This is a genomic window from Bradyrhizobium sp. HKCCYLRH3059 (assembly GCF_051168035.1).
Classification (GTDB): domain Bacteria; phylum Pseudomonadota; class Alphaproteobacteria; order Rhizobiales; family Xanthobacteraceae; genus Bradyrhizobium.
The window spans coordinates 230771-253456 of record NZ_JBNPUF010000002.1; the positions used below are offsets into that span (position 1 = coordinate 230771).

21 protein-coding genes and 1 pseudogene are annotated in these 22686 nt (G+C 65.5%); 8 read left to right on the top strand and 14 right to left on the bottom strand.

The features are described 5' to 3' along the window. Positions 1-166: 166 nt before the first annotated feature. The 3 genes from ACQR13_RS08035 to ACQR13_RS08045 form a co-directional block, all read right to left on the bottom strand. Complete coding sequence (locus tag ACQR13_RS08035; protein ID WP_316172068.1) at positions 167-1126, bottom strand: N-carbamoyl-D-amino-acid hydrolase; 960 nt, start codon at positions 1124-1126, stop codon at positions 167-169. Positions 1127-1201: 75 nt separating this feature from the next. Next, complete coding sequence (locus ACQR13_RS08040) at positions 1202-2731, bottom strand: aldehyde dehydrogenase family protein (RefSeq protein ID WP_316202193.1); 1530 nt, start codon at positions 2729-2731, stop codon at positions 1202-1204. A 10-nt stretch (positions 2732-2741) separates the two neighbouring features. Next, positions 2742-3623, bottom strand: a complete 882-nt coding sequence (locus ACQR13_RS08045) for an NAD(P)-dependent oxidoreductase (protein ID WP_316202194.1) — start codon at positions 3621-3623, stop codon at positions 2742-2744. 108 nt (positions 3624-3731) lie between these two features. On the opposite strand from ACQR13_RS08045, the gene ACQR13_RS08050 reads away from it, so the two are divergent. The 3 genes from ACQR13_RS08050 to ACQR13_RS08060 all read left to right on the top strand — a co-directional run bounded on the left by ACQR13_RS08050 (position 3732) and on the right by ACQR13_RS08060 (position 5875). Then, entirely contained in the window at positions 3732-4688 is a 957-nt protein-coding gene (locus tag ACQR13_RS08050) for a LysR family transcriptional regulator (RefSeq protein ID WP_316186811.1), read from the top strand. An 83-nt stretch (positions 4689-4771) separates the two neighbouring features. Then, the gene (locus ACQR13_RS08055) at positions 4772-5095 is read left to right on the top strand and encodes a hypothetical protein (RefSeq protein WP_316186812.1); all 324 of its coding nucleotides are present in this window, start codon (positions 4772-4774) and stop codon (positions 5093-5095) included. A 126-nt stretch (positions 5096-5221) separates the two neighbouring features. Beyond that, a complete protein-coding gene (locus ACQR13_RS08060; RefSeq protein WP_316186813.1) occupies positions 5222-5875 on the top strand; it encodes a hypothetical protein in 654 nt (217 codons plus the stop codon). A gap of 231 nt (positions 5876-6106) precedes the next feature. Here the strand turns inward: ACQR13_RS08060 and ACQR13_RS08065 are convergent. Together ACQR13_RS08065 and ACQR13_RS08070 are read right to left on the bottom strand one after the other, a co-directional pair. Next, a pseudogene (locus ACQR13_RS08065) lies at positions 6107-6779 on the bottom strand (integrase core domain-containing protein). 265 nt (positions 6780-7044) lie between these two features. Then, a complete protein-coding gene (locus ACQR13_RS08070) occupies positions 7045-8370 on the bottom strand; it encodes an NAD(P)/FAD-dependent oxidoreductase (RefSeq protein WP_434862722.1) in 1326 nt (441 codons plus the stop codon). A gap of 241 nt (positions 8371-8611) precedes the next feature. On the opposite strand from ACQR13_RS08070, the gene ACQR13_RS08075 reads away from it, so the two are divergent. Continuing rightward, positions 8612-9088 carry an Lrp/AsnC family transcriptional regulator gene (locus tag ACQR13_RS08075; RefSeq protein ID WP_434862723.1) on the top strand — a complete coding sequence of 159 codons (477 nt, stop codon included), beginning with the start codon at positions 8612-8614 and terminating at the stop codon, positions 9086-9088. An 8-nt stretch (positions 9089-9096) separates the two neighbouring features. On the opposite strand, the gene ACQR13_RS08080 is transcribed toward ACQR13_RS08075, so the two are convergent. From ACQR13_RS08080 to ACQR13_RS08110, 7 genes are all read right to left on the bottom strand, one after another. Next, entirely contained in the window at positions 9097-10749 is a 1653-nt protein-coding gene (locus ACQR13_RS08080; protein ID WP_434862724.1) for an ABC transporter ATP-binding protein, read from the bottom strand. Continuing rightward, positions 10750-11604: an ABC transporter permease gene (locus ACQR13_RS08085; protein WP_434862725.1), complete on the bottom strand. Its 855-nt coding sequence runs from the start codon at positions 11602-11604 to the stop codon at positions 10750-10752. Then, positions 11601-12551, bottom strand: a complete 951-nt coding sequence (locus tag ACQR13_RS08090; protein ID WP_434862726.1) for an ABC transporter permease — start codon at positions 12549-12551, stop codon at positions 11601-11603. Before ACQR13_RS08090 ends, ACQR13_RS08085 begins: the two co-directional genes overlap by 4 nt. An 82-nt stretch (positions 12552-12633) precedes the next feature. After that, on the bottom strand, positions 12634-14241 hold the full coding sequence (locus ACQR13_RS08095; protein WP_434862727.1) for an ABC transporter substrate-binding protein: 1608 nt from the start codon (positions 14239-14241) through the stop codon (positions 12634-12636). A 50-nt stretch (positions 14242-14291) separates the two neighbouring features. Continuing rightward, the gene (locus tag ACQR13_RS08100; protein WP_315714617.1) at positions 14292-15011 is read right to left on the bottom strand and encodes an HAD-IA family hydrolase; all 720 of its coding nucleotides are present in this window, start codon (positions 15009-15011) and stop codon (positions 14292-14294) included. Between the two features lie 156 nt (positions 15012-15167). After that, entirely contained in the window at positions 15168-16544 is a 1377-nt protein-coding gene (locus ACQR13_RS08105; RefSeq protein ID WP_316170226.1) for an aspartate aminotransferase family protein, read from the bottom strand. Positions 16545-16557: 13 nt separating this feature from the next. Further along, on the bottom strand, positions 16558-17400 hold the full coding sequence (locus tag ACQR13_RS08110; protein WP_316170227.1) for a GNAT family N-acetyltransferase: 843 nt from the start codon (positions 17398-17400) through the stop codon (positions 16558-16560). A gap of 169 nt (positions 17401-17569) precedes the next feature. Between ACQR13_RS08110 and ACQR13_RS08115 the strand changes: the two genes are divergently transcribed. Continuing rightward, positions 17570-18238 carry a haloacid dehalogenase type II gene (locus tag ACQR13_RS08115; RefSeq protein WP_316170228.1) on the top strand — a complete coding sequence of 223 codons (669 nt, stop codon included), beginning with the start codon at positions 17570-17572 and terminating at the stop codon, positions 18236-18238. A gap of 14 nt (positions 18239-18252) precedes the next feature. Next, positions 18253-19527 carry an NAD(P)/FAD-dependent oxidoreductase gene (locus ACQR13_RS08120; RefSeq protein WP_316191175.1) on the top strand — a complete coding sequence of 425 codons (1275 nt, stop codon included), beginning with the start codon at positions 18253-18255 and terminating at the stop codon, positions 19525-19527. Positions 19528-19548: 21 nt separating this feature from the next. Here the strand turns inward: ACQR13_RS08120 and ACQR13_RS08125 are convergent, their stop codons facing one another. Beyond that, positions 19549-20472 carry a 2-hydroxyacid dehydrogenase gene (locus ACQR13_RS08125; RefSeq protein ID WP_315749515.1) on the bottom strand — a complete coding sequence of 308 codons (924 nt, stop codon included), beginning with the start codon at positions 20470-20472 and terminating at the stop codon, positions 19549-19551. Positions 20473-20687: 215 nt separating this feature from the next. Between ACQR13_RS08125 and ACQR13_RS08130 the strand changes: the two genes are divergently transcribed. Then, entirely contained in the window at positions 20688-21584 is an 897-nt protein-coding gene (locus tag ACQR13_RS08130; RefSeq protein ID WP_315749513.1) for a GNAT family N-acetyltransferase, read from the top strand. Between the two features lie 130 nt (positions 21585-21714). Continuing rightward, on the top strand, positions 21715-22152 hold the full coding sequence (locus ACQR13_RS08135; RefSeq protein WP_434862808.1) for a hypothetical protein: 438 nt from the start codon (positions 21715-21717) through the stop codon (positions 22150-22152). 203 nt (positions 22153-22355) lie between these two features. On the opposite strand, the gene ACQR13_RS08140 is transcribed toward ACQR13_RS08135, so the two are convergent. Beyond that, complete coding sequence (locus tag ACQR13_RS08140; RefSeq protein ID WP_315749512.1) at positions 22356-22622, bottom strand: hypothetical protein; 267 nt, start codon at positions 22620-22622, stop codon at positions 22356-22358. Positions 22623-22686: the final 64 nt, after the last annotated feature.

Sequence of the window (22686 nt, forward strand, 5' to 3'; positions counted from 1 at the left end):
GCACGTGGAGTGCATTCATTTGAACGCAAATGAGGCACGGGGCGCAAGCATTTGCGTAGCCCGGGCGAGCGCAGCGACTCCGGGTTCTCCGGCACAGTTCATGCGAACCCGCATGTCGCTTTCGCTCATGCGGGCTACGGAAAGTGCCGTGCAGCAACATCGTGCGTCACGCCTGCTTTGTGACGGGCGAGCCGTCGGCCATCAGCGTCTCGCCCTTGCGCTCGACGATCATGCCGTAAGCCTGCGGCTGGCGATGGACGTCGAAGTTGAAGACCGTCTGCTTGTAGGATCTGCACAAATCGAGGTCACAGCGCGCCAGCGCGATCTCATCGCCCTTGGTGGCACAGGCCGCGACGATCTCGCCGGAGGGTGCGATGATGCAGCTGCCGGCGATGTGGTCGATGCCCTCCTCGATGCCCCCCTTGGCGACGCCGATGACCCAGGTGCCGTTCTGATAGGCACCGGACTGCATCACGAGGCGGTTGTGGAACAGCGAGAGATCGTCATGCTCCGGCGCGGGCGGATTGTGCACCGGCGTGTTGTAGCCGATCAGCACCATCTCGACGCCCTGCAGTCCCATCACGCGATAGGTCTCCGGCCAGCGGCGGTCGTTGCAGATCGCCATGCCGATGACGCCACCGAAGGCGCTGGAGACGCCGAAGCGCTTGCCGGGCTCGAAATAGCGCTTCTCCAGGTGCTGGAACTTGCGCCACGGCTCGTGCTCGGCATGTCCCGGCAGATGCACCTTGCGGTATTTCGAGACGATCGCGCCGGTCTTGTCGACGAGAATGGCGGTATTGTAGCGGTGCACGATGCCGCCCTCGAGCGCCAGCTCGGCATAGCCCAGGCAGAAGCCGATGCGCAGCTCCTTCGCGAGCGCGAACAAGGCCTGCGTTTCCGGCCCCGGCATCTCGCGCTCGAAATAGAGGTCGATCTCGGCCTGATCGGCCATGTACCAGCGCGGGAAGAACGTCGTCAGCGCGAGCTCGGGATAAACGATCAGGTCGCAGCCATTGGCGTGCGCCTGCCGCATCAACGCCATCAGTCGCGCAACCACCGCGGTCCGTGTTTCGCTCTTGGCAATCGGGCCGAGCTGACCAATGGCGACGTTGACGAAGCGCGGCATGTTTCCGTTCCTTATTTCGGAACTAAGTGGTCGTTCCGTGGCGCGCAGCTCTTGCACCGATCATGCCATGCCCGCTCAGTCGCGCAAGCCCGGCGCGTAGCCGAACGCCACGGCCGGCTCGGCCGCGGTCTCGACCCACACGCTCTTCACCTGCGTGTATTCGTACAGCGCCTCGATGCCGGAGGAGCGGCCATGGCCGCTGTTGTTGTAGCCGCCGAACGGCGAGGCGACGTTGATGGTCTTGTAGGCGTTGATCCAGAACGTCCCGGCCTTGACCTGTGCTGCGACGCGATGCGCGCGCGCGACATCCCTGGTCCACACCGCGCCCGCGAGGCCGAACTCGCTGTCATTGGCGATCGCGATCGCCTCCGCCTCGGTGTCGAAGCGGATCACGGCGACGACCGGACCAAACACCTCCTTGCGCGCGATACCCATGGCGTTGGTGACGTTCTTGAGCACGGTCGGCTTGACGAAATATCCGCCGTCCTGCGCCACGCCATTTGCGCCAGCGACGATCTCCGCCCCCTCCGCCGCGCCTTCCCGGATCAACGACAGCACGTGATCATATTGCCTGGCGTTGTTGATCGGACCGATCTCGGTGTCCGCCGACAGCGGATCGCCGCATCTGATCTTCGCTGCACCTTTTGCGACCAGATCGACGAAGCGGTCATAGACCGCGCTCTGCACCAGCAGCCTGGAGCCGGCGACGCAGCTCTGTCCGGCGCCGCCGAAGATCGCGGCCTGCGCGCCGACGGCGGCGCGTTCGAGATCGGCATCGGCGAACACGATGTTGGCGGACTTGCCGCCGAGCTCGAGCACCGACGGCAACAGCCTGCGCGCCGCAGCCTCGCCGATCAGCCGCCCGGTCGGTACCGAGCCGACGAACACCACCTTCCTGACCGCGGGCTGCGCCAGCGCCGCCTGCCCCGTGGTGTGGCCGAAACCGGCGAGCACGTTGACGACGCCCTTCGGCAAGCCCGCGCGTTCGGCGATGCCTGCCAGCGCCAGCGAGGTCAGCGGCGTCAGCTCCGAGGGCTTGAGCAGCACGGCGTTGCCCATGCTGATCGCCGGCGCGATCTGCCAGCCCGCGGTGAAGATCGGCGCATTCCACGGCGTGATCTGCAGCACCACGCCCATCGGCTCGCGACGCGTGTAGTTGAGATGGCTCGACGGCACCGGGATGACGTCGCCGTGGAATTTGTCGGCCCAGCCGGCATAGTACTCGAACATCTCCGCGACCTTGGCGACCTCGCCCCTGGTGTCGCGGATCGGCTTGCCGGCGGACAGCGCTTCCAGATGCGCCAGCGGCTCGGCCGCGGCGAGGATCGCCCGCGCCACCGCCTGCATCACGCGGCCGCGGCCCGCGGCGGTCAGCTTCACCCATTCCGCCTGCCCCGCCCCCGCAGCAGCAGCCGCCTTGGCCGCCACGTCGGCACCGGCATCGGCATAGGTGAACAGCAATCTGCCGGTGGCGGGATCATTCACCGAGACCGTCGCGCCATCGCCGACGATCAGGTCACCGCCGACATGGGAGCCAACGGCCTCCAAGTCAGGCCAGAACGGCAGCGTGGCGGCGCGCAGGCGGGGATCGATGAAATGGGTCATGGCGGCACGCTCACGGCTTCGCCATCGGACCGAGCTGTAGCTCGACGATGCGGTTGAAATCATCAGTGTCGGCGATGCTGGCGGCGCTGTCCGCCCAGATGCGCGCGGTGTCGGTGGCCATCGGCAGCGACAGTCCGAGCTCCCCGATGAGCTGCGCCGCGAGCCTGACGTCCTTGCGCATCAGCTGCATGGTGAAACCGGAATCGAAGGCGCCGTTGAGAATCCAGTTGGGCACGTTGACGATCGTGACGCCGGAGCGGCCGGAGCCGGCATTGAGCCCTTCGAGCAGCCGCACTGCATCAACGCCCGCCGCATCGGCGATGCGTAGCGCCTCCGCGGCGGTCAGCAGATGCGCGGCGCAGAGCAGATTGTTGACGATCTTGGCGACGTTGCCGGCGCCGACGCCGCCGACATGGACGCGCTTGGCGCTCACGCGCTCCAGCACCGGCAGCACGCGCGCGAGATCATCGCCGTCGGCGCCGATCACCATGGTCATGGTGCCGGTCGCCGCGCCCTTCGGCCCGCCGCTGACCGGCGCATCGACGAAGCCCATGCCGCGCGCCTTGAGAAGGGCTGCGAGCCGGCGCGAGGTCTCGGGATGCGAGGTCGAGGTGTCGACGATGACGACGCCGGCCCTGGCATGCGCGAGGATGCCGCCGGCGCCTTCCACGACATCGGCGACGATGCCGGCGGTCGGCAGCGACAGGATCACGATGTCGGCGGCGGCGATCACGCTGCCGATGCCGTCGACAACCACAATGCCCTCGGCCGCCAGCGCCGCGCGCGTCGCGGCCAGCGTGTCGTAGCCCGTGACGGCAAAGCCCGCGCCCTTCAGCGTCAGCGCGATGCCGCGCCCCATGTTGCCAAGTCCGATGATGCCGATCGCGGTCACGTGGCCTCCTGCCCAGATTTGCCTCGCCAGCGTAGCCGCACGATTCCGGGGCAGACATCAGCGCCGCCCGCCGCTAGTGTTGACCTCAGGTCAACAGCTTCCAAAGCCATGTCCGCCCTGCTCGATCACCACCGCCTGCACTATCTGCACGAGGCGATCCGCCTCGGCTCGGTGCGCGCCGCCGCCGAAGCGCTCGACGTCAACGCGTCGGTGATCAGCCGGCAGATCGCGCTGCTGGAAAAGGAGCTCGGCCTCACTTTGCTCGAGCGCCTCAGCCGCGGCATCCGCGCCACCGAGGCCGGCGCGCTGCTGGTCGAGCGCTTCCGGCAATGGCAGGCCGATCAGGCCGACACCGTCGCCAAGCTGCGCGAATTGCAGGGGCTCAAACGCGGCCATGTCGACATCGTGCTCGGCGAGGGTTTCGTCAGCGACCTGATGTCCGGCCCGCTCGGCCAGTTCTGGCAACGCCATCCCAACCTCACCATGGCGTTCGATCTGGCCGGCACCAACGAGGTCGTCAATGCCGTCGCCGAGGATCGCCATCACATCGGCCTGGTGTTCAACCCATCAGCCGATCCGCGCATCCGGATCGCGACCGCGAGCCGGCAGCCGCTCTGCGCGATCATGCCGCCGGATCATGCGCTCGCGCGGCTCGGCCGTCCCTTGCGCTTGCGCGAGCTCGCCGATCACCCCCTCGGACTGATGCATCCGAGCTACGGCACGCGTCAGGTCGTGGCAATGGCGGAGGCCGCCGAGCGCATCGCCCTGTCGCCGAAGCTCACCACCAGCTCCATCAACGTGCTCCGCCACTTCGTCAGGAGCGGCCTCGGCCTGACGCTCCTGCCGGCCTTCGCGATCGCCGCCGATCTTGCCGACGGCTCCCTCGCCGCCGTGCCGGTGGACAACCGCCTGCTGGCCTCGAGCGAAGCCTGCGTCATCACCCGGCGCGGCCGCGAGCTGCCGCATGCCGCCAGCCATCTGCTGCGCTTTCTCAGCGGCCAGATGCGGGCGTTCCGGGTCGGCGGAGCCGCCGGCAAGACCAGGACGCGCGGCGCCGGACGTTGATCCGCACAGATCATCACGGATCGTTTTCCGTTGCGCTCGCGCGTGGGTTGCGATTGGATATTGTAATTTAGGGAATCGACTTCATGCGCCACGCTCTCGCGATCGCGTTCGGCCTGTGGGCGGCGACAGCAGCTCAGGCCGAGACCTGCCAGCTCATCGGCAACCAGATCCTGTGCGACGACGGGACGTCGGGACAGCGGATCGGCAAAAACACCTATTGGAGCGACGGCTCCTCGTCCCAGCAGATCGGGCGCTTCACCTACAACAACGACGGCAGCAGCTCGCAGCAGATCGGCAACCACACCTACTACAGCGATGGCACGTCGTCGCACACGGTCGGAAGCACGACCTATTTCAGTGATGGCAGGACGTGCCGGCGGATGGGTAATCGCGTCTCGTGCGACTAGGCGATTCGGCCAATGTGACCGCCGCTGCAACGGCTTCTCGGAGCTGGAAATCTTCGAAATATAGGGAATTGAACCCTTGCATCGGGGCATGGCGGCTCCGGTCGACGGTCGTTCAACTGGCGTTTCATGAAGGTAGCCATCATGGAGTTTCGCTTTTCTTCAACGATCGAAGACGAGGTCTCCCACGTCCGCTTCCAACTTGGAAATCTCGAATTCTTTCGCGCCGAAAAATATGATGTGACTTGGCCAGATGCGCTCAAAGCGGAGATCGCGCAAGGTATAGCTCAGTTTTCAGATGAGAGACTGCGCGACGCGATCGTGCGTCACGACTTGCCGGGCGCCAGTCTGGAGCGCGTCGTGCAGTCATGGCGGCGGGTGGAGGATCGATTTGCTTCCGATTTCGTTGCGCAGCTTACGCGTCAGTTGCCAAAGGTCGTGCGCGTCCATGTCACCAAGTTTGGTCCGGGCGGGTCGCACAATGGCGCATCGATGGCGCCGCGATTAGTCGTAAGCTATCCGGAAATGAAGGGATTGGATTTCAACAGCGTTCTCGTCCATGAGTTCATCGAAGTCTTGCTTTGGAGAAAGTTCCGCAGCGAAGAAGCCAGACTGGGAAATAGAGCCGCTCATGCCATCAAGGAGGCTGTCGTCGACAGGTTCTGCTCCTGCGACAACCTGAAACCCGTCGTTGGGAGCTACAGAAAACAAGCGAGCTATTCCCAGCTGCCTCCGGATTGGGAAGAGTGGCTACCAGCTAAAGGGCTGACGTGGAGTCAGTAGCGACCAGGCCAAATCGAATGCGGCGTCATGCTGGCTGGCGTTGATGCTGCGGTGATGACGGCTGGCAAGCAGGAGGTCACAGTTCGGGCCGCCAAACAGTCAACCACCCGACGAATTCACTTTACGACCAAACCTTGACCGAAAATCCGGCGCGATGAATTTTTGAGGCGAGCCGGGTTTCGTTTGCTACCAAAACATCAGACTCGTCCGCAGTGACCTTGCCCCCAAGTTTTATCCAGATCTGAGTTCGTTCGGGCGGTTTGATGTGCCCATCTGGGCGGTCGTAGCGGCGGGAGCTGGCGCGGAGCTCTCGGCATAGCGCAGCGCCAGATCCCGACGCGGATTGCAGGTGGCGGCGAACTCGGATGGCGTCTTCCATCCGAGCTGGGAGTGCGGCCGAGCGTCGTTATAGTCGGTCCGCCAGCATCGGAGCGCGACGCGGGCCTGAGCAAGCGAGGTGAACAGCGTCTCGTTCAGCAGTTCATCCCGCAGGCGACCGTTGAAGCTCTCGATGAAGGCGTTCTGCATGGGTTTGCCCGGCGCGATGTAGTGCCAGGCGACACGGCTCTGATCGGTCCATGTCAGGATGGCATTGCTCGTGAGCTCGCTGCCGTTGTCGCTCACCACCATCTTGGGCTTGCCGCGCTCGGCGACCAGCCGGTCCAGCTCCCGGGCGACCGGGGCGCCCGAGAGTGAAGTGTCGGCCACCAGCGCCATTCTCGTCCTCCAGCGTCTTCAGCCGCTTGGCCTCCGAGACGTCCATTCCGCCGAACTTGGCCTTCCACTTGTAGATGCTCGCGCCGCTCACGCCATGCTTGCGGCAGAGATCGGCGACCGGAACGCCAGCCTCGTGCTCCTTCAAAATCCCAATGATCTGTTCTTCCGTAAAGCGGCCGCGCTTCATGCTCTGGTCCTCGTTGGGCCAGAACGAACTTCAAACTGGATTAAGCCCCAGGGGCATGGTCAGCGAATACCAACAAAATCAGAGAGTTGAGAACTCGTTTGGGGGAAAAGGCATCATTGTTCTGCAACGCCTTCCAAGAGCAGGCCCCAAACGGACTGGACGAAGTCAGCCGCAGACCGAAGGGCCGCCGAGCGGCGAACCGGTGAATTCGGCGAACCGAACGGTCTGGCGCAGTCGGGGGCTTGACGTCCCGGAGACGTAACCTTCAGAAGTCTGCGACCGCCTTGGACTCATGCCGGGCGAAACGCACGGGAGCGTAGGGCCTGGGATCGACGATCGGTTTGGCGGAGGTCACGAGATCGGCGATGAGATGGCCCGCACCTGGCCCGATGCCGAAGCCGTGGCCACTGAAGCCGGCGGCGACGATCAGGCCGGGCAGCGCGGCGAGCTCGCCGATCGCAGGCACGCCGTCGGGCGTGGAATCGATGTAGCTCGCCCACGCCGCCGTGACGCGGCTCTGCTTCAAGGCCGGCAGCAGCTCGACCGCGCGCGCCCGGGTCAGGCGGATGGTGGCCTGGTCCGGCCGGGGATCGAGGATGCGGGTCAGCTCCATCGGCGTCGGCGCGTCGAGCCGCCAGCGGCCGACCGTCTCGTGGCCGGCGCGCAGGCCTTCGAGCCCGCCGGGCAGCAGGCTGCGCCAGCGCCTGGCGAACATCGGCAGGAAGTGCGGCGCGAAGCGCAGCTGCTGAAGTGTAGGATCGACGCGGCCGCGGCCGCTGATCGCGAGGGTATGGCCGCCGTCGCCGCGCCGGGTGATCGAGACGGCGGCGGTGTGCAGCGCCGGGGGCAGCGGCTCCGCCGACGGCGACAGAGCGAGCGCCGAGGCGCGGATCGAGGCCATCGGCAGTGCGACACCGAGCTGATGGCAGAACGACGAAGCCCAGGCGCCGGCGGCGAGCACCGCGACCGGCGTGCGGATGGTGCCACGCTCGGTGATCACGGCCGACAGCCGGCCGCCGCTGGTCTCGACGCCGCGCACGGCGCACATCTGGTGCACCGAGCCGCCCTGCTTCAGGATCGCGCGCGCCACCGCGGGCGCGGCATCGGCGGGGCTGGCGGTGCCGTCGGTCGGCGAGAACACGCCGCCCTTCCAGCTGCGCCCGGTGGCAGCGCCGCGCTCCGTGGCCTGACGGCTATCGAGCATGTGCGTGGTGACGCCGGCGGATTTGGCGAACTCGCCCCAGCGCGCCCAGCCGGCGAGCTCCGCCTCGTCATTGCTGAGATAGAACAGGCCGCAGCGCGAGAAGCCGGTCGCCTCGCCGCTCTCGGCCGCGAAGCGCTCCCACAGATCGAGGCTCAGCGTCGCCATCGGCAGCTCGCGCGCATCGCGGTTCTGCTGCCGGCACCAGCCCCAATTGCGGCTGGACTGCTCGGCGCCGATGCGGCCCTTCTCGATCAGCGCCACCGCGAGCCCGCGCCGCGCGAGGTAATAGGCCGTGAACACGCCGACGATGCCGCCGCCGATGACCACGGCATCTGCACGCGCGGGCAGCGTTGGCGATGTCTCGACGTGCACCAGCGGTGCGGGCATGCGGTCTCTCCGGCTGTAGGCTTGGACAGGTTAGAGCGGTATCAGGCCGCACGGGCGCCGGATTCGCGGCCGGGACGGCATATCATTCTGCCGGCCGGCGCAGCGCCGGCGTATTGTTTTGCATCGCATAATCCCGGCGGATACGGCCCCATTCTTGCTTTACGGACATTTCGTTGGGCCAAGCGCAGAATTTTCTGCTGTAATGGGGACCCGACCTCGCGCCACACGGGACCACGGCTTCATGAAGCTCGATCGCATCGACATCAAGATCCTGCATGAACTGCAGAAGAACGGCCGCGTCACCAATGTGGAGCTGGCCGAGCTGGTCAATCTGTCACCGAGCCCCTGCCTGATGCGGGTGAAGAAGCTGCAGGCGGAAGGCTATATCGAGGGCTACTCGGCGCAGATCTGCGCCTCCAAGCTCGGCCAGACATTGACCGTGTTCACCGAGGTCACCCTGAAGAACCACCGCCAGATCGACTTCGCCCGCTTTCTCGCCGCGGTCGAGAAGATCGACCAGCTGATCGAGTGCCACCTCGTCTCCGGCGGCTACGACTACATGATGAAGTTCGTCACCGCGGGGATCGGCGAGTACCAGACCATCATGGAGCGATTGACCGACATGGACATCGGAATCGAGAAGTACTTCAGCTTCGTCGTGCTGAAGTCGCCGATCGTCAAGCCCTATCTGCCGCTGACCAGCCTGTTCCAGATGTAGCCGCGCGGTCAGCGCTGGCAGTATTCGCGGACCTGCTCGGGATCCTGGCGGAGATTGTCGAGCCAGGCGGGATCGAGCTTCGGCACCGACGACAGCAGGAGCTTCGTGTAGGGATGCTCCGGCCGCGCCATGGCCTCGGGCGTGATCTGCTCGATCTTGCGGCCGCGATACATCACGACGATGTCGTCGCAGATCGCCTCGACCACCGACAGATCATGGCTGATGAAGACATAAGCGAGATCGAGCTCGCGCTGCAGCTCCTTGAGCAGATCGATGACCGCCGCGGCGACGACGGTGTCGAGCGCGGAGGTGATCTCGTCGCAGATGATGAGCTTGGGATCGGCGGCCAGCGCGCGGGCGAAGTTGACGCGCTGCTTCTGTCCCCCCGAGAGCTCGCCCGGACGGCGCAGCCGTAGGCTGCGGGGCAGCTTCACCATGTCGAGCAGCTGATCGATGCGGGCGCTGCGATGCTGGCGCTGCATGCCGTGATAGAATGTCAGCGGCCGCCCCAGAATGTCCTCGACCGTATGCGCCGGGTTCAGCGCCGTGTCGGCATGCTGGAACACGATCTGCACCTGGCGGAGCTGGTCCGCATCGCGGCTGCGCGCGCTGCGCCCGAGCTCGCGGCCGTCGAACACGACGCCGCCCGCAAACGGCGGCAGGATGCCGGCGATGGCACGGGCGAGCGTCGACTTGCCGCAGCCGGATTCGCCGATGATGCCGAGATTGCGTCCGCGCGCGACGCGCAGGCTGACGTTCTCGACGGCCACGATCGCGGGCAGGCCGTCCGAGCGCAGCGGACCGTAGCCGACCGACACCTCGTGCACTTCGAGCAATGCCTCGGCCGCCGCGGACGCCTCCGCTCGCGGTTCATGATGCGGCGCGATGGCGGCGAGCAGCTGGCGCGTATAGGGGTGCTGCGCGCGCTCGAGAATGTCGGCGGTCGTCCCGCTCTCCTGCACCTCGCCATTGCGCAGCACGACGATGCGGTCGGCGATCTGGGCGACGACGGCGAGATCATGCGACACGTAGATGCCGGCGATGCGATGCGCGGAGATCACCGACTTGAACGCGCGCAGCACCTCGACCTGGGTGGTGACGTCGAGCGCCGTGGTCGGCTCGTCGAAGATCAGCACCTTCGGGCTCGCGATCAGCGCCATCGCCGCGGCGAGCCGCTGCAGCTGGCCGCCGGACACCTGGTGCGGATAGCGCTCGCCGATCGTGTCGGGGTTGGGCAGCGACAGCGCACGGAACAGCGCCGCGGCCTTGCTGCGCGCCTCCTCCACCGGCATCACGCCGTGGATGCGCACGACCTCGATCACCTGATCCATGATGCGGATTGCCGGATTGAACGCCGCGGCGGCGCTCTGCGGCACATAGGCGATCTTGGCGCCGCGCACGGCCGCCTTGTCCTTCTCCGAGAGTGTCACCATGTCGACGCCATCGAGCGTGACCGAGCCGCCGACGATCTGGCAGCCGGCCCGCGCATAGCCCATCAGGCTCATCGCGATGGTGGTCTTGCCGGAGCCGCTCTCGCCGATCAGCGCGACGATCTCGCCTTCGGCGATGTCGAGATCGACGCCCCTGATGATCTCGATGGTGCGGCCGGAATCGGTGGTCGCCTCGACGCGAAGATCGCGGATCTGCACCAGGCTCGTCATCTACGACGCCCCCCGGTCGCGGATCTTGGTCGGCAGATTGTCGATCAGGAGATTGACGGCGATGGTGAGGCTTGCGATCGCCAGCGACGGGAAGATCACGGCCGGCGCGGCATAGGGCAGCCCGCCGATGTTCTCGCGCACCAGCGCGCCCCAATCGGCATAAGGCGGCCGCACGCCCAGGCCGAGAAAGGACATTCCGGACAGCAGCAGCACGATGAACACGAAGCGCAAGCCAAGATCGACCAGCACCGGGCCGATGATATTGGGCAGGATCTCGGCGCGGATCAAATAGAACAGGCTCTCGCCGCGGATCCGGGCCACCGTGACGAAATCCATGGTGTTGATGTTGACCGCGAGCGCGCGGGCGAAGCGGTAGGCGCCGGGAATGTAGATCACTGCCATGGTCAGGATCAGCACCGGGATCGACGAGCCCACCGCGGCGACGACGACGAGGCTGAACAGCTTGCTCGGAATCGAGCTCAACGCGTCGAGCAGCCGGCTCAGCACCATGTCGACGACCCCGCCGGTGATCGCCGCAATCATGCCGAGCGTGACGCCCGACACGCCGGCGATGATCACGGAGGCCACCGAAATGCCGAGCGTATAGCGCGCGCCCATCAGGATGCGCGAGGTCATGTCGCGTCCGAGATAGTCGGAGCCCAGCCACAGCTCGCGGCTCATGGGGCCGAAATAATCGGTGTCGACGATGTCGCCGATCGGATGCGGAATGATGGAGGGCGCGACGAACGCCACCACGATCCAGAACGCCACGATCAGCGCCCCGGCAACCCCGACAGCGTTGATGCGGTAACCGAAGCGCGGGGTTCGCGAGGCGGATTTCGCGGCGCTCGTCATCGCAGCCTCGGATTGGACAGGATGGCGATGATGTCGGCCGTGGTGGTCAGCAGCAGGAAGCCGAAGCAGAAGATGATGGCGCAGCTCTGGATCAGCGGCAGGTCGCGGGTCGACACCGCGTCGACCATCAGCTTGGCGATGCCGGGATAGTTGAAGACGGTCTCGATGATGATGACGCCACCCAGGAGATAGGACAATGACAAGGCCACCGCATTCACGATCGGGCCCAGCGCATTGGGCAGCGCATGGCGGAGCACCAGACGGCTGCGCGAGGCGCCCTTCAAGAGCGCCATCTCGACATAGGGCGTGTTCAAGGTCTCGATCACGGCCGCCCGGCTCATCCGGATCATCTGCGCCGAGATCACTATGGTTAACGTCACGACCGGCATCGCATAGGCGCGGGCGAAATCAGAGGCGGTGCGGATCTCGCTGATGAAGGACACCGCCGGCAGCCAATTAAGATAGACAGCGAACAAAAGCACAGCGAGGGTCGCGATCATGAACTCCGGCACCGACACGATGCCGATGACGGCGATGGTCAGACAGCGATCATACAGCGTGTTGCGCAGCATCGCCGCGGTGATGCCGAGAGTCAGCGCCAGCGGAACCGCGACGGTCGCGGTGAGGCCGGCGAGCTTGAGGGTGTTGACGAGGCGCCCGCCGATCAGCTTCGCGACTGGCATGTTGTTGGCATATGACACGCCGAGATCGCCCTGCACGACGCCGGCCAGCCAGCGCAGGAAACGGAAAATGGCGGGATCATCGAGATGCATCGCCTTGCGCAGCCCCTCGACCGCCTCGGGGGTCGCGGCCTGGCCGAGCAAGATGGTCGCGGTGTCGCCCGGCAGCATCGCGGTGGCGAAGAAGACGGCGAATGAGACAATGATCGCGGTGACCAGCGCGATCGCCAGCCGGGCCAGGATGAGGGATGCGATCCGATGTTTCAAACTTTGGGTCCGCGAGCCTGATCAGATCATGGTCATCGCGGCGCCGACCCGAGTGACCGGCGCCACGCGACTCAGACAACATTCACGAATCGAGCCAGACATACTCGGCGAAGGCATATCCCATCATGCCGCCGAGCGGGCTGGGCTCCAAGCCCTTCAGTCTCGACGAGGTGGCATCGATATTGGAGATGTACGCCGGAATGATGGTGCCCGCCTCCTCCGCGATCATCGCCTGCATCTCGGCATACATCTGCTTGCGCTTGGCCTGGTCGAGCAGGCCGCGCGCCTCGAGCATCATCTTGTCGAACCTCTCGGACTTGAAGCGGCTCTCGTTCCACGGCGCCTCGGAGGCATAGAGCAGCGAGAACAGGATGTCCGGCGTCGGGCGCGGATTGATGTTGCCGAAATGGACCGGCGCCTTCAGCCAGTAATTGTCCCAATAGCCGTCCGAGGGAACGCGCTGCACGTCCAGCGTCAGGCCGATCGCCGCCGCCGAGGCCTGGATCACCATGGCCATCTCGATCGCCGAGTTCGCCGCTTCCGAGGTCACGACCGGGATCGACGTGCCGAGCACGCCGGCCTTCTGGAACAGCGATTTTGCCTTGTCCGGATCGAACGGCTTGGGCTTGAGGTCGGGGTTGTGGAAGAAATTCGCCGGCGAGACCGGCTGGTCGTTGCCGACGACGCCGAAGCCACGCAGCACCGACTTGACGATCTGCTCGCGGTTCACCAGGTGCTTCATGCCGTCGATGAAGTCCTTCTTGTTGCCCGGCGCCATGTCGAGACGGATGTTGAGGTCGGTGTAGTTGCCGGTCGTCGATTTCGACAGCGCGATCCCCTCCTTGCCCTCGATCAGCCGGAGCGAGCGCGGGTTGATGCTGGCGGCGAGCTGGATGTCGCCGGAGAGCAGCGCGTTGACGCGCGCGTTCTCCTCCGTGATCGCGATGAACTCGATCTGATCGAGATAGGGGCCGTCCTTGAAATAGTTCTTGTTGCGTACGCCGATGGAGCGGACGCCCGGCTCGAACGCCTCGCGGACGAAAGCGCCGGTGCCGTTGCCCTTGGAGAAATCGGTGGTGCCGTCAGCGACGATCATGAAGTGATGCAGCGCCAGGATCATCGGCAGGTCGGCGTTGGGGCTCGCCAGCGCGATCTCGACGGTGGTCTTGTCGACCGCCTTGAAGCCGGTCATCTGCGCCGCGATCTTGGCGACCTTGGAGCCTGTCGCCTTGTCGAGATGCCGCTTCAGCGAGAACACGACGTCGTCGGCCGTCAGCGGCTTGCCGTCGTGGAAGATGACGCCCTTCTTGAGCTTCACGGTCCAGGTCTGCGCATCCTGGGACTCGACGGATTCGGCGAGCTCCATCTGCGCCGCGCCGCTCTTATCGAGCGTGGTGAGCCGATTGTAGAACGAGCAGCAGCGCACATAGTCGGTCGAGAAAGACGCCTTGGCCGGATCGAGCGTGTCGGCCGTCGAGGTGGACCAGCCAGCCGCCTTGATCGAGCCGCCCTTCTTCGGCGTGGCCGCGAATGCGCGCTCGGCGCGACCGAGCATGGTGCTGCCGGCAGCGAGCGCGACGCCATTGGCGAGCATCATCTTCAGGAGATCCCGGCGCGAGGCGCCGCGCCGGATTGCCGCCTCGACCAGCACATCGTCACTCGGAGTCCAGTTGGTGATCCCTTTGCTCATGTCATCCGTCCCCTGTTCGATCCGGCAGAATGAAAATCGTCAGTCGCACATCATTTGGCAGGCACCTGGTCCACCGCGTCGGCCAGCTCGGCCATCGAATGGAAGTGGAAATCCGGCTTGGTGAAGGACGCCGGCGCGATGGTGCCGCCATAGCCCTGCTTGTCGTGGCGCCGCTCGATCCAGCAATTGATGACGCCGAGCTGCCGGGAGATGCCGATGTCGTGATACTGGCTCTGCGCCACATGCAGGATCTGTGACGTCGAGCCGCCGTCACGTTCGATGAAATCGAACACCTGAGTGAAGAAGGCGGGATCCGGCTTCTCCGTCCCGGTGTCGTCGACCGTGAAGCTCGCGTAGAACGGCGAGCCCAGCTCGCGCTCGAAATGATCCAGTGCCCAGCGCCGCGCATTGGTCATCGCGATCAGCTTGTAGCGCCGGGCGAGACGCGCCATGGCGGCGGCGCTGTCCGGGAAGGCCTTCCAGCGTGCGGCGGAGTCGCGGAAGCGCTCGCCGAGCGCGGTCTGCCTGGGCAGATCGAGTTGTGGTGCGATGATGTCATAGACCCGGACGAGATCATCCGGAAAGCGGTCGGCGTCCGCCGCGTAGCGTGCCGCGCGGTACAGGCTCAGCGCCTGCTCACCGTCGATTGCCTTGTTTGCTTCCGCCGCGATCTCGCCGAGGCTCGAGACGATCCCGCTTTCGAAGTCGATCAGCGTGCCGACTACGTCGAAGGTTAGGTACCTGAATTGAGCAAGATCGAGCTTGGTCATTCTGTGAGGCCCTTCCGCGTCATCGGTCCTAGTGTGAAGCCGGGTTCCGGCGAAAACTTCCGAATTGCGAGGACCCGACGGCAGAAAATTGCGAATAGGAGGAGCCGCCGACATATCGGCCCTGCTGCACACGCACCGATATGCCCGTGCCCACCTTCACGCCATGGCCTCGCGGACGTCCGGATCGGCCAGGGTCTGATCCAGCGTCCGTGCGGTGCGTTCGAGGATGGCATCGATGTCCGCGTCGCTGCAGCACAGCGGCGGCGCGTAGCCGAGCACCCCTGTCGGGAAGGCACGGATGACGAGGCCGTTGGCCCAGGCGCGATCGAAGATGCGGCGCGACGGCTCGGCGCTCGCCGGCAGCGGCGTCTTCTTCTCCTTGTCGATCACGAGCTCGATGGCCGCCAGCAGGCCACGGCCGCGCACCTCGCCCACCAACGGATGGTCCTGCAGCGCGCGCAGGCCCGCCATCAGCCGCGCACCCGCCCGCCGGCCATTCTCCAGCAAGCCATTCTCATAGAGATCAAGCACGGCAAGGCCGACCGCCGCGCTCACCGGATGCGCCGAATAGGTATAGCCGTGCCCCACGGCCGAAGAACCTGCGCCATCGGCAATAACGCCATAGACATGATCGGACATCAGCACCGCGCCCATTGGGACGTAGCCGGAGGTCAGACCCTTCGCGACGGTCATGAAGTCCGGGACGATGTCGTCATCTGTGCAGGCGAACAGCGGTCCGGTACGACCGAAGCCGGTGATCACCTCGTCGGCGACGAACAGGATGCCGTGCTGCCGGCAGCGCTCGCGCATCGCCTTCATCCAGCCGTCCGGCGGCACCAGCACGCCGCCCGAGCCCTGGATCGGCTCGGCATAGAACGCGGCCACCCGTTCGGGACCGCCGACCTCGGCAATCTTGGCTTCGAGGGCCGCGAGCGAGGCCGCGATGACGGCATCGGGATCGCTGCCAACGGGGTTGCGGTACGAATAGTGCGACGGGATCTTGTGCTGCCAGTTCAGTGGCACGCCGAAATTGGCGTGGAAGGCCGGCAGCGCCGTGAGTCCTGCACCGACCGTCGACGAGCCGTGATAGCCCTGCTGCAGCGTGATGAACTGATCGCGCTGCGGCTGCCCCCTCGCGTGCCAATAGTAATGGATGAAGCGGACCGTGCTGTCGACGGCGTCCGAGCCGCCAAGCGTGAAATAGACGTGGTTGAGATCACCCGGCGCGCGCTCGGCGAGCGCGGCCGCGAGCCGGATGGCCGGCTCCGAGGCGAGGCTGAAATAGCCGGTGGCATAAGGCAGCTCGCGCATCTGCCTCGCCGCCGCCTCGACGATGCTCTCATGGCCATAGCCGGCATTGACGCACCACAGCCCGGCGAAGCCGTCGACCAGTTGATGGCCCGAGGCATCGGTCACGATCGCACCCTTGGCGGATTTCAGGACCCGCGCGCCGGCGGCCTCGTGTCCGCGATAGGACGCGACCGGATGCACCAGATGGGCGCGATCGAGTTCGATGAGCGAGTTGCTGAGCATGATGATCTCCGGTTCAGCCGAACGCCTGGCTGGCCAAGGCAAATGATGTCGGGGCGCGCCGCCTCGTGTGACCAGCGGCCGGCCCATGCATGACGATGCCGCCGCCGACATGATCGAGGCCCAAGCCGCCCAGCCATGGTGCGAGTCCCGTCTCGCTGCCGGTGTCGACGCGGATGAACTTGCCCTGTCGCCCAGCGAGGAAATGCGCGACGAGCGACTTGGCGTCCTCGCTACTGAAAGCGACCACGGGGCCAATCACGAGACCGCGGCCGAAGTGACGCAGCGCGGCGAACCCCGCCGCACGGCCCTGGCGCTCCAACACCGCGAACTCTCCGATGGATGCGATATGGGCTATCAGGTCGCGGCGATCCGCGCCAAAGGCCGCGATGTCGAGTGCCGTGATGACGGCGATGTCGTCGGGCGTGGCCGCACGCACGGCGTCGGGCTGCGCGACAGCTTCCGCGAGATGTCCCTGATGCTGCACGATCTCACCGCTGCGGCGGAAGCCGAGCTTCTCATAGAGCTGCAGTCCATCTTCTGTCGCGACGAGCTGCAACCGCCGCTCACCGGCGAGCGCCATCGCCTGCTGCATCAGGCACCGTCCGAGCCCCTTCCCCCGCTCCGCCTCGTCGACAATGACCATGTTGATGGTCCCGGCATCCTGGCCATACGGCGTCATCAGCACGGTGCCGATCACGCGACCGTCCGCCGCGACCGCCACGCAGCCCTTGCTCAGCGCAAGCGCCATCTGCCAGTCCTCGCGACGATGCGGCCAGCGGACCTGCTGCGACAGCCGCGTCGCTGCATCCAGGTGCTCCCCGCTGAAAGCTCTGAAGCTCGCGGCGTCGGACGTCATGTCATGCACTCCCATCTGCACCGGAGTCTGGGCGAGCGGCCCCCGGCAGATCGTCTGAAGGCGATGATGCCGACAACATCTTCCGCCGCCGAACCGGGGCAAAGCCGCATCTTATGCTGGCGGGGCGGCCTATCATCGGACGTCGAGACCACGACCGGCATGAGGATCCATGAGCCGCTTTCGACCGAAATACGTGACCTTCGACTGCCACGGCACGCTGATCAATTTCGAGATGGCCGAGGCCGCACGCGATCTCTACAGCGCACAGCTCTCCGAGTCGGCGATGACGGAGTTCGTGAAGGTCTTCTCGGCCTACCGCCTCGATGAAGTCCTCGGCGCGTGGAAGCCCTATGCCGAGGTCGTCAGCAACGCCCTGACGCGCAGCTGCAGCAAGATCGGCATCCCCTTCAAGCCCGAGGATGCCGAGATGGTGTATCAGCGCGTGCCGACCTGGGGTCCACATCCGGACGTACCGGCGGGTCTCGCCAAGGTGGCCAAGGAGATCCCGCTGGTCATCCTCTCCAACGCCATGAACGTGCAGATCCCCTCGAACGTCGTCAGGCTCGGCGCGCCGTTCCATGCCGTGTTCACGGCGGAACAGGCGCAGGCCTACAAACCGCGGATGCGCGCCTTCGAATACATGTTCGACATGCTCGGCTGCGGCCCCGAGGACATCACGCACTGCTCCTCCTCATTCCGCTACGACCTGATGACCGCGCACGATCTCGGCATCACCAACAAGGTCTGGGTCAACCGCGGCCACGAGCCGGCCAATCCCTATTACGGCTACACCGAGATCAAGACCATTTCCGAGCTGCCCGGCGTGTTCGGCCTGTAAGCAGAGTGCCCGCGATGAAATATGTCTCCTACTGGCGCGACACGGCGACCGCATTTTCCGGCGGCCATAGCGGGCCCGTGGAGGGGCATTACGACGTCGCGGTGATCGGCGGCGGCTTCACCGGGCTCGGCGCGGCACTGCAGCTCGCCAAGGCCGGCGCCAAGGTGATCGTGCTCGAAGCCGATCAGGTCGGCTCGGGCGCGTCGGGACGCAATGGCGGGCATCTCAACAACGGGCTGGCGCACAGCTATCCGGCCGCGAAGGCCGAGCTCGGCACCCAGCGCGCGATCGCGCTCTACAAAGCGTTCGACGAGTCGATCGACACGCTCGAGCGCCTGATCGCGGAAGAAGACATCGCTTGCGGTTTCCGCCGCTCCGGCAAGCTCAAGCTGGCGTCCAAGCCTGGCCATTTCGCGGGGATCGCGACGAACTTCGAAGCGATCCACCGCGAGGTCGATCCCGACACGGCGCTGCTCTCGCCGGCCGAGCTGAAATCCGAGATCGGCTCGCCCTTTCACGGCGGCATGCTGTTCAAGAAGAGCGCGATGATGCACATGGGCCGCTTCGCCGCGGGCCTCGCCTCTGCCGCGAGCCGCCGCGGCGCCGTCATTGTCGAGCAAGCCGCCGTCACTGAACGGGTGCAGGACACCAAGCGCTTTCGCCTCACCACGGCCAAGGGGACGGTGAGCGCCGAGCAGGTGCTGCTCGCCACCGGCGCCACCACGCCGCCGAGCTTCAGCTATTTCCGCCGCCGCATCATTGCCGTCGGCAGCTTCATCATCGCGACGCGGCCGCTGACGGAGGCCGAGGCGGCCTCGGTGCTGCCGGGCCACCGCACCTACGTCACCTCCATGAACATCGGCAACTACTTCCGCCTGTCGCCGGACAATCGCCTGATCTTCGGCGGCCGCGCGCGCTTCTCGGCGACATCGGATCAGCAGTCCGATGCGAGGAGCGGCGCGATCCTGCGCGCGGCGATGGAGCGGATGTTCCCGCGGCTTGCCGGCATCGACATCGACTATTGCTGGGGCGGCCTCGTCGACATGACCGCCGACCGTTATCCGCGCGCCGGTCGCCAGGACGGGCTGTGGTACGCGATGGGCTATTCGGGTCACGGCGCGCAGCTCTCGACCCATCTCGGCATGATCATGGCCGATGCGATGCTCGGCCGGCCCGACCGCAATCCGATGAAGGACGCCGGCTGGCCGGTCGTGCCAGGCCATTACGGCAAGCCCTGGTTCCTGCCGTTCGTCGGCGCGTATTACAAGACCCTGGACTGGATCCGCTGAGCCGTGACGGCGCGACCGCGATCAGTAGCCGCGGCTGCGGTCGACGAGGCCGACCGGATCGAGCCCGGCGCGGTGTCGCTTGATGTTCGCGGCGACCGCGAGCGCCGCTGCTTCCGGCTGCGTGACGCTGGCGACATGCGGCGTGATCAGGACGCGCGGATGCCGCCACAACGGGTGATCCGTCGGCAGCGGCTCGGGATCGGTCACATCAAGCACGGCGTCCGCGAGATGCCCGGAGTCAAGTGCTCCGAGCAACGCCGCCTGGTCGAGCTGCGCGCCGCGGCCGGTCTGCACCAGCGAAGCGCCTCGCGGGAGCTTGGCGAGCAGTTCGGCATTGAGCAGGCCGCGCGTCTCCTCCGTCAGCGGCAGCAGGCAGACCAAGATGTCTGTCACCGCGAGCAGCGCATCGAGGCCGTCGGCGCCATGGTACGTAGTCACGCCGTCGATCGCGTGCCGGCTGCGGCTCCAGCCCGAGAGCGGAAAGCCGAACGGCTTGAGCCGCTCCAGCACCGCGCGGCCGAGCAGCCCGAGGCCGAGCACGCCGATGCGCCGCACATGTGCCTGCGGCTGCGGGATAGCGCGCCAGAGCTGCTGCCGCTGCTGATCGAAATAGACGGTCCAATTCCGGTGCAGCGCCAGCACGGCCAGTGTCACGTATTCCTGCATCATCCTCACGATGCCGTCCTCGACCATGCGGACGATCTTGACGCTCGCCGGCACCGACGCGGCGCTGAACTGATCGATGCCGGCGCCGATCGAGAACAGGATCTCGATATTGCGATAGGCGCCGAGGTCCGGCGGCACCAGCCAGGTGATCATGTAGCGGACTTCATCGGCATCGACCTGCGCCGGATCGATTTCGAACGGAAGATCCGGAATCTCACGCGCAAGCACCTCGCGAAAGATCGCGCCGCGCGTGCCATCGGAGTTGAACAGGAAGGTCATGCGGTCATCCCAGCGGCCGATCTGGCTCGTCGCGCCTCCGATCATGGCGGTCGCGGCCTGCGTTACGTGCCGAATACAGGGCAGGATTGAGAAGAATGTTGCGAAGTTCGCCCGCAGGCGCCTCAATATGCGGAGGTGACGACAGCATGGTCGCTCTCGACCTCATCGAGGCTGGGTGACGCGTGGCGGGCGGAACGAAGACAGGGACAGCGTGCATGGACAATCCGGACGTCGAATCGCGAATCGTCGACGTGTTCGAGATGCGCCTCGCCGACATCGACAGCGTCGACCTCGCGCAGTTGCTCGCCTTGTCGATCGCCGTCCAATGGCCCCATCGGGAGGAGGATTGGCAATTCATGCGCAGCATCGGCCGCGGCGTCGTCGCGCTCGATGAGATCGGTCGGGCCCTCGGATCCGCCATGTGGTTTCCCTACAGCGACGGCTTTGCTGCGGTTGGGATGGTCATCACCTCGCCGCGGCTGCAGGCCCTTGGCACCGGGCAATGGCTGATGCATCGGGTGATGGCCGAATGCGGCGGTCGGACGCTGCGCCTCAACGCCACGCGCGCCGCCTATCGCCTCTACCGATCTCTCGATTTCAAGCGTGAGCAGACTCTGTTTCAGTGTCAGGGTGAGGCGATTGCCTCGGACGCGGCGCCGGCCGAAGCGGGAAATATTCGCGTGCTGATGGAGGCAGACCTGCCGGCGCTGATCGAACTCGACGCGGCTGCTTATGGCGTCCGGCGAGCCGGGCTGATGACCGGACTGTTTCACCAGTCGCGCAGCTTTGGGCTGTTTCGCGCGGGGCGGCTGGAGACGTTCGCGATGTGCCGGCGGTTCGGACGCGGACATGTCGCGGGGCCGGTGGTCGCATCCTGCGACAGCGACGCGATCGCCGTGTTGGCGCCGCACGTGGCAGCTCACGAAGGCCAGTTCCTCAGGCTCGACACTCATCGAGCGACAGGAGAGTTCCGCGACTTTCTCGCGCGGTCGGGGCTCGCTCTCTTCGATGCCGTCACCACGATGTCGCTGCGGAACGACGTGAAGGGTGCCTTCCTGCGCGGCAACGACCAGCCGAAGATCTACGGCGTCGTCAGTCAGGCCTTCGGCTAGCCCCTGCGTCCCGGAACAGAGCGCGGACCAAGCCCTCAGTCTCCAACTATCAAAACTGCGGAGCCCTCCCGATCTGTCGCCGGCGGCACCCTTGCTACACTGATCCGTTTCCTCGCTATGATTCGCTACACTGCGTTCGACGATGTCCCTCTCGGTGATCTGCTATTCGATGAACGTGGCGGCGCTGGTGGCGCGACGTCCCGCCACGCAGCTGATGCTGATGGGCGGGCTCTATCATCCCTCGTCGCAATCCTTCTCATCGGAGGAAGGCCAGTCCTATTTGCGCAAGCTCGGCATCAACAAGGCCTTCATCTCGGCGGGCGGCGTACATGCGAATAGGGGCGCGAGCTGCTCGAACTTTCATGAGACGGCGGTCAAGCAGGCGGCCATCGCAACGGCGATCGAAAGCATTCTGGTCGCCGATGCGAGCAAGCTCGACAGCCTGAAGCCGGCCTTCTTCGCCGACCTCCATGCGTTTTCCAGGATCATCATTGGCGGGGCCGTATCGCGTGAGCACCGCAAGCCGTTCAAGCATCTCCCGGTCGAGTATGTAACCAGGACCGACTGAGGAAGCCGCTTCGCGCCCTGCAAATTGGCGCGCTTCTGAGGTCGCCGCGACCGAGACGCGTGGGGCGGGGCGGGGTTCGCGGTGTAGCGGCACGCCATCGCCATGCGCAACTGAGATACACGGTCAATGACGGCCCCGTCGCCATGCATCCGGCGCAAACGCTTTCCGCCAGGCGCTGCGGGCTGCTTAAGGGGAACGACTGCTCAAGCGGTCGCGAGGCGCGCCTTACCAACTCGCAAATTTGAAAAGACGCCTCCAAAGAACTGCTGGTTATTGGGAAGCATTTCCACGGTGCAGAAAATCAGTGCCATAAAATTGCGCCCGAGATCGCCGACACGAGGATCGGGTTGACGGTCTTCTGAGTTTTGCGCGGCGTCTACGTCGATATCGATCGCGGACTTTACAGTTTCAAGCATAACTCCGACTTTTAACTTCGGCGGATGGCTCGTCGTGACTTCCGGAATACTCATGGTGGACAAAAGCCGACCATCCACGTTTTGGATGGGCTGTTTGCCGGCGATGCTTGGCCATAAA

Excerpts from the sequence above, each read along its gene's own strand:
- ACQR13_RS08115 (WP_316170228.1), top strand. The coding sequence starts at position 17,570 with ATGAGCCGCTTTCGACCGAAATACGTGACCTTCGACTGCCACGGCACG.
- ACQR13_RS08130 (WP_315749513.1), top strand. The coding sequence starts at position 20,688 with ATGGACAATCCGGACGTCGAATCGCGAATCGTCGACGTGTTCGAGATG.
- ACQR13_RS08085 (WP_434862725.1), bottom strand. The coding sequence starts at position 11,604 with ATGACGAGCGCCGCGAAATCCGCCTCGCGAACCCCGCGCTTCGGTTAC.
- ACQR13_RS08080 (WP_434862724.1), bottom strand. The coding sequence starts at position 10,749 with ATGACGAGCCTGGTGCAGATCCGCGATCTTCGCGTCGAGGCGACCACC.
- ACQR13_RS08070 (WP_434862722.1), bottom strand. The coding sequence starts at position 8,370 with ATGCCCGCACCGCTGGTGCACGTCGAGACATCGCCAACGCTGCCCGCG.
- ACQR13_RS08060 (WP_316186813.1), top strand. The coding sequence starts at position 5,222 with ATGAAGGTAGCCATCATGGAGTTTCGCTTTTCTTCAACGATCGAAGAC.
- ACQR13_RS08105 (WP_316170226.1), bottom strand. The coding sequence starts at position 16,544 with ATGCTCAGCAACTCGCTCATCGAACTCGATCGCGCCCATCTGGTGCAT.
- ACQR13_RS08075 (WP_434862723.1), top strand. The coding sequence starts at position 8,612 with ATGAAGCTCGATCGCATCGACATCAAGATCCTGCATGAACTGCAGAAG.
- ACQR13_RS08100 (WP_315714617.1), bottom strand. The coding sequence starts at position 15,011 with ATGACCAAGCTCGATCTTGCTCAATTCAGGTACCTAACCTTCGACGTA.
- ACQR13_RS08040 (WP_316202193.1), bottom strand. The coding sequence starts at position 2,731 with ATGACCCATTTCATCGATCCCCGCCTGCGCGCCGCCACGCTGCCGTTC.
- ACQR13_RS08140 (WP_315749512.1), bottom strand. The coding sequence starts at position 22,622 with ATGAGTATTCCGGAAGTCACGACGAGCCATCCGCCGAAGTTAAAAGTC.
- ACQR13_RS08050 (WP_316186811.1), top strand. The coding sequence starts at position 3,732 with ATGTCCGCCCTGCTCGATCACCACCGCCTGCACTATCTGCACGAGGCG.
- ACQR13_RS08055 (WP_316186812.1), top strand. The coding sequence starts at position 4,772 with ATGCGCCACGCTCTCGCGATCGCGTTCGGCCTGTGGGCGGCGACAGCA.
- ACQR13_RS08120 (WP_316191175.1), top strand. The coding sequence starts at position 18,253 with ATGAAATATGTCTCCTACTGGCGCGACACGGCGACCGCATTTTCCGGC.
- ACQR13_RS08035 (WP_316172068.1), bottom strand. The coding sequence starts at position 1,126 with ATGCCGCGCTTCGTCAACGTCGCCATTGGTCAGCTCGGCCCGATTGCC.
- ACQR13_RS08125 (WP_315749515.1), bottom strand. The coding sequence starts at position 20,472 with ATGACCTTCCTGTTCAACTCCGATGGCACGCGCGGCGCGATCTTTCGC.
- ACQR13_RS08110 (WP_316170227.1), bottom strand. The coding sequence starts at position 17,400 with ATGACGTCCGACGCCGCGAGCTTCAGAGCTTTCAGCGGGGAGCACCTG.
- ACQR13_RS08095 (WP_434862727.1), bottom strand. The coding sequence starts at position 14,241 with ATGAGCAAAGGGATCACCAACTGGACTCCGAGTGACGATGTGCTGGTC.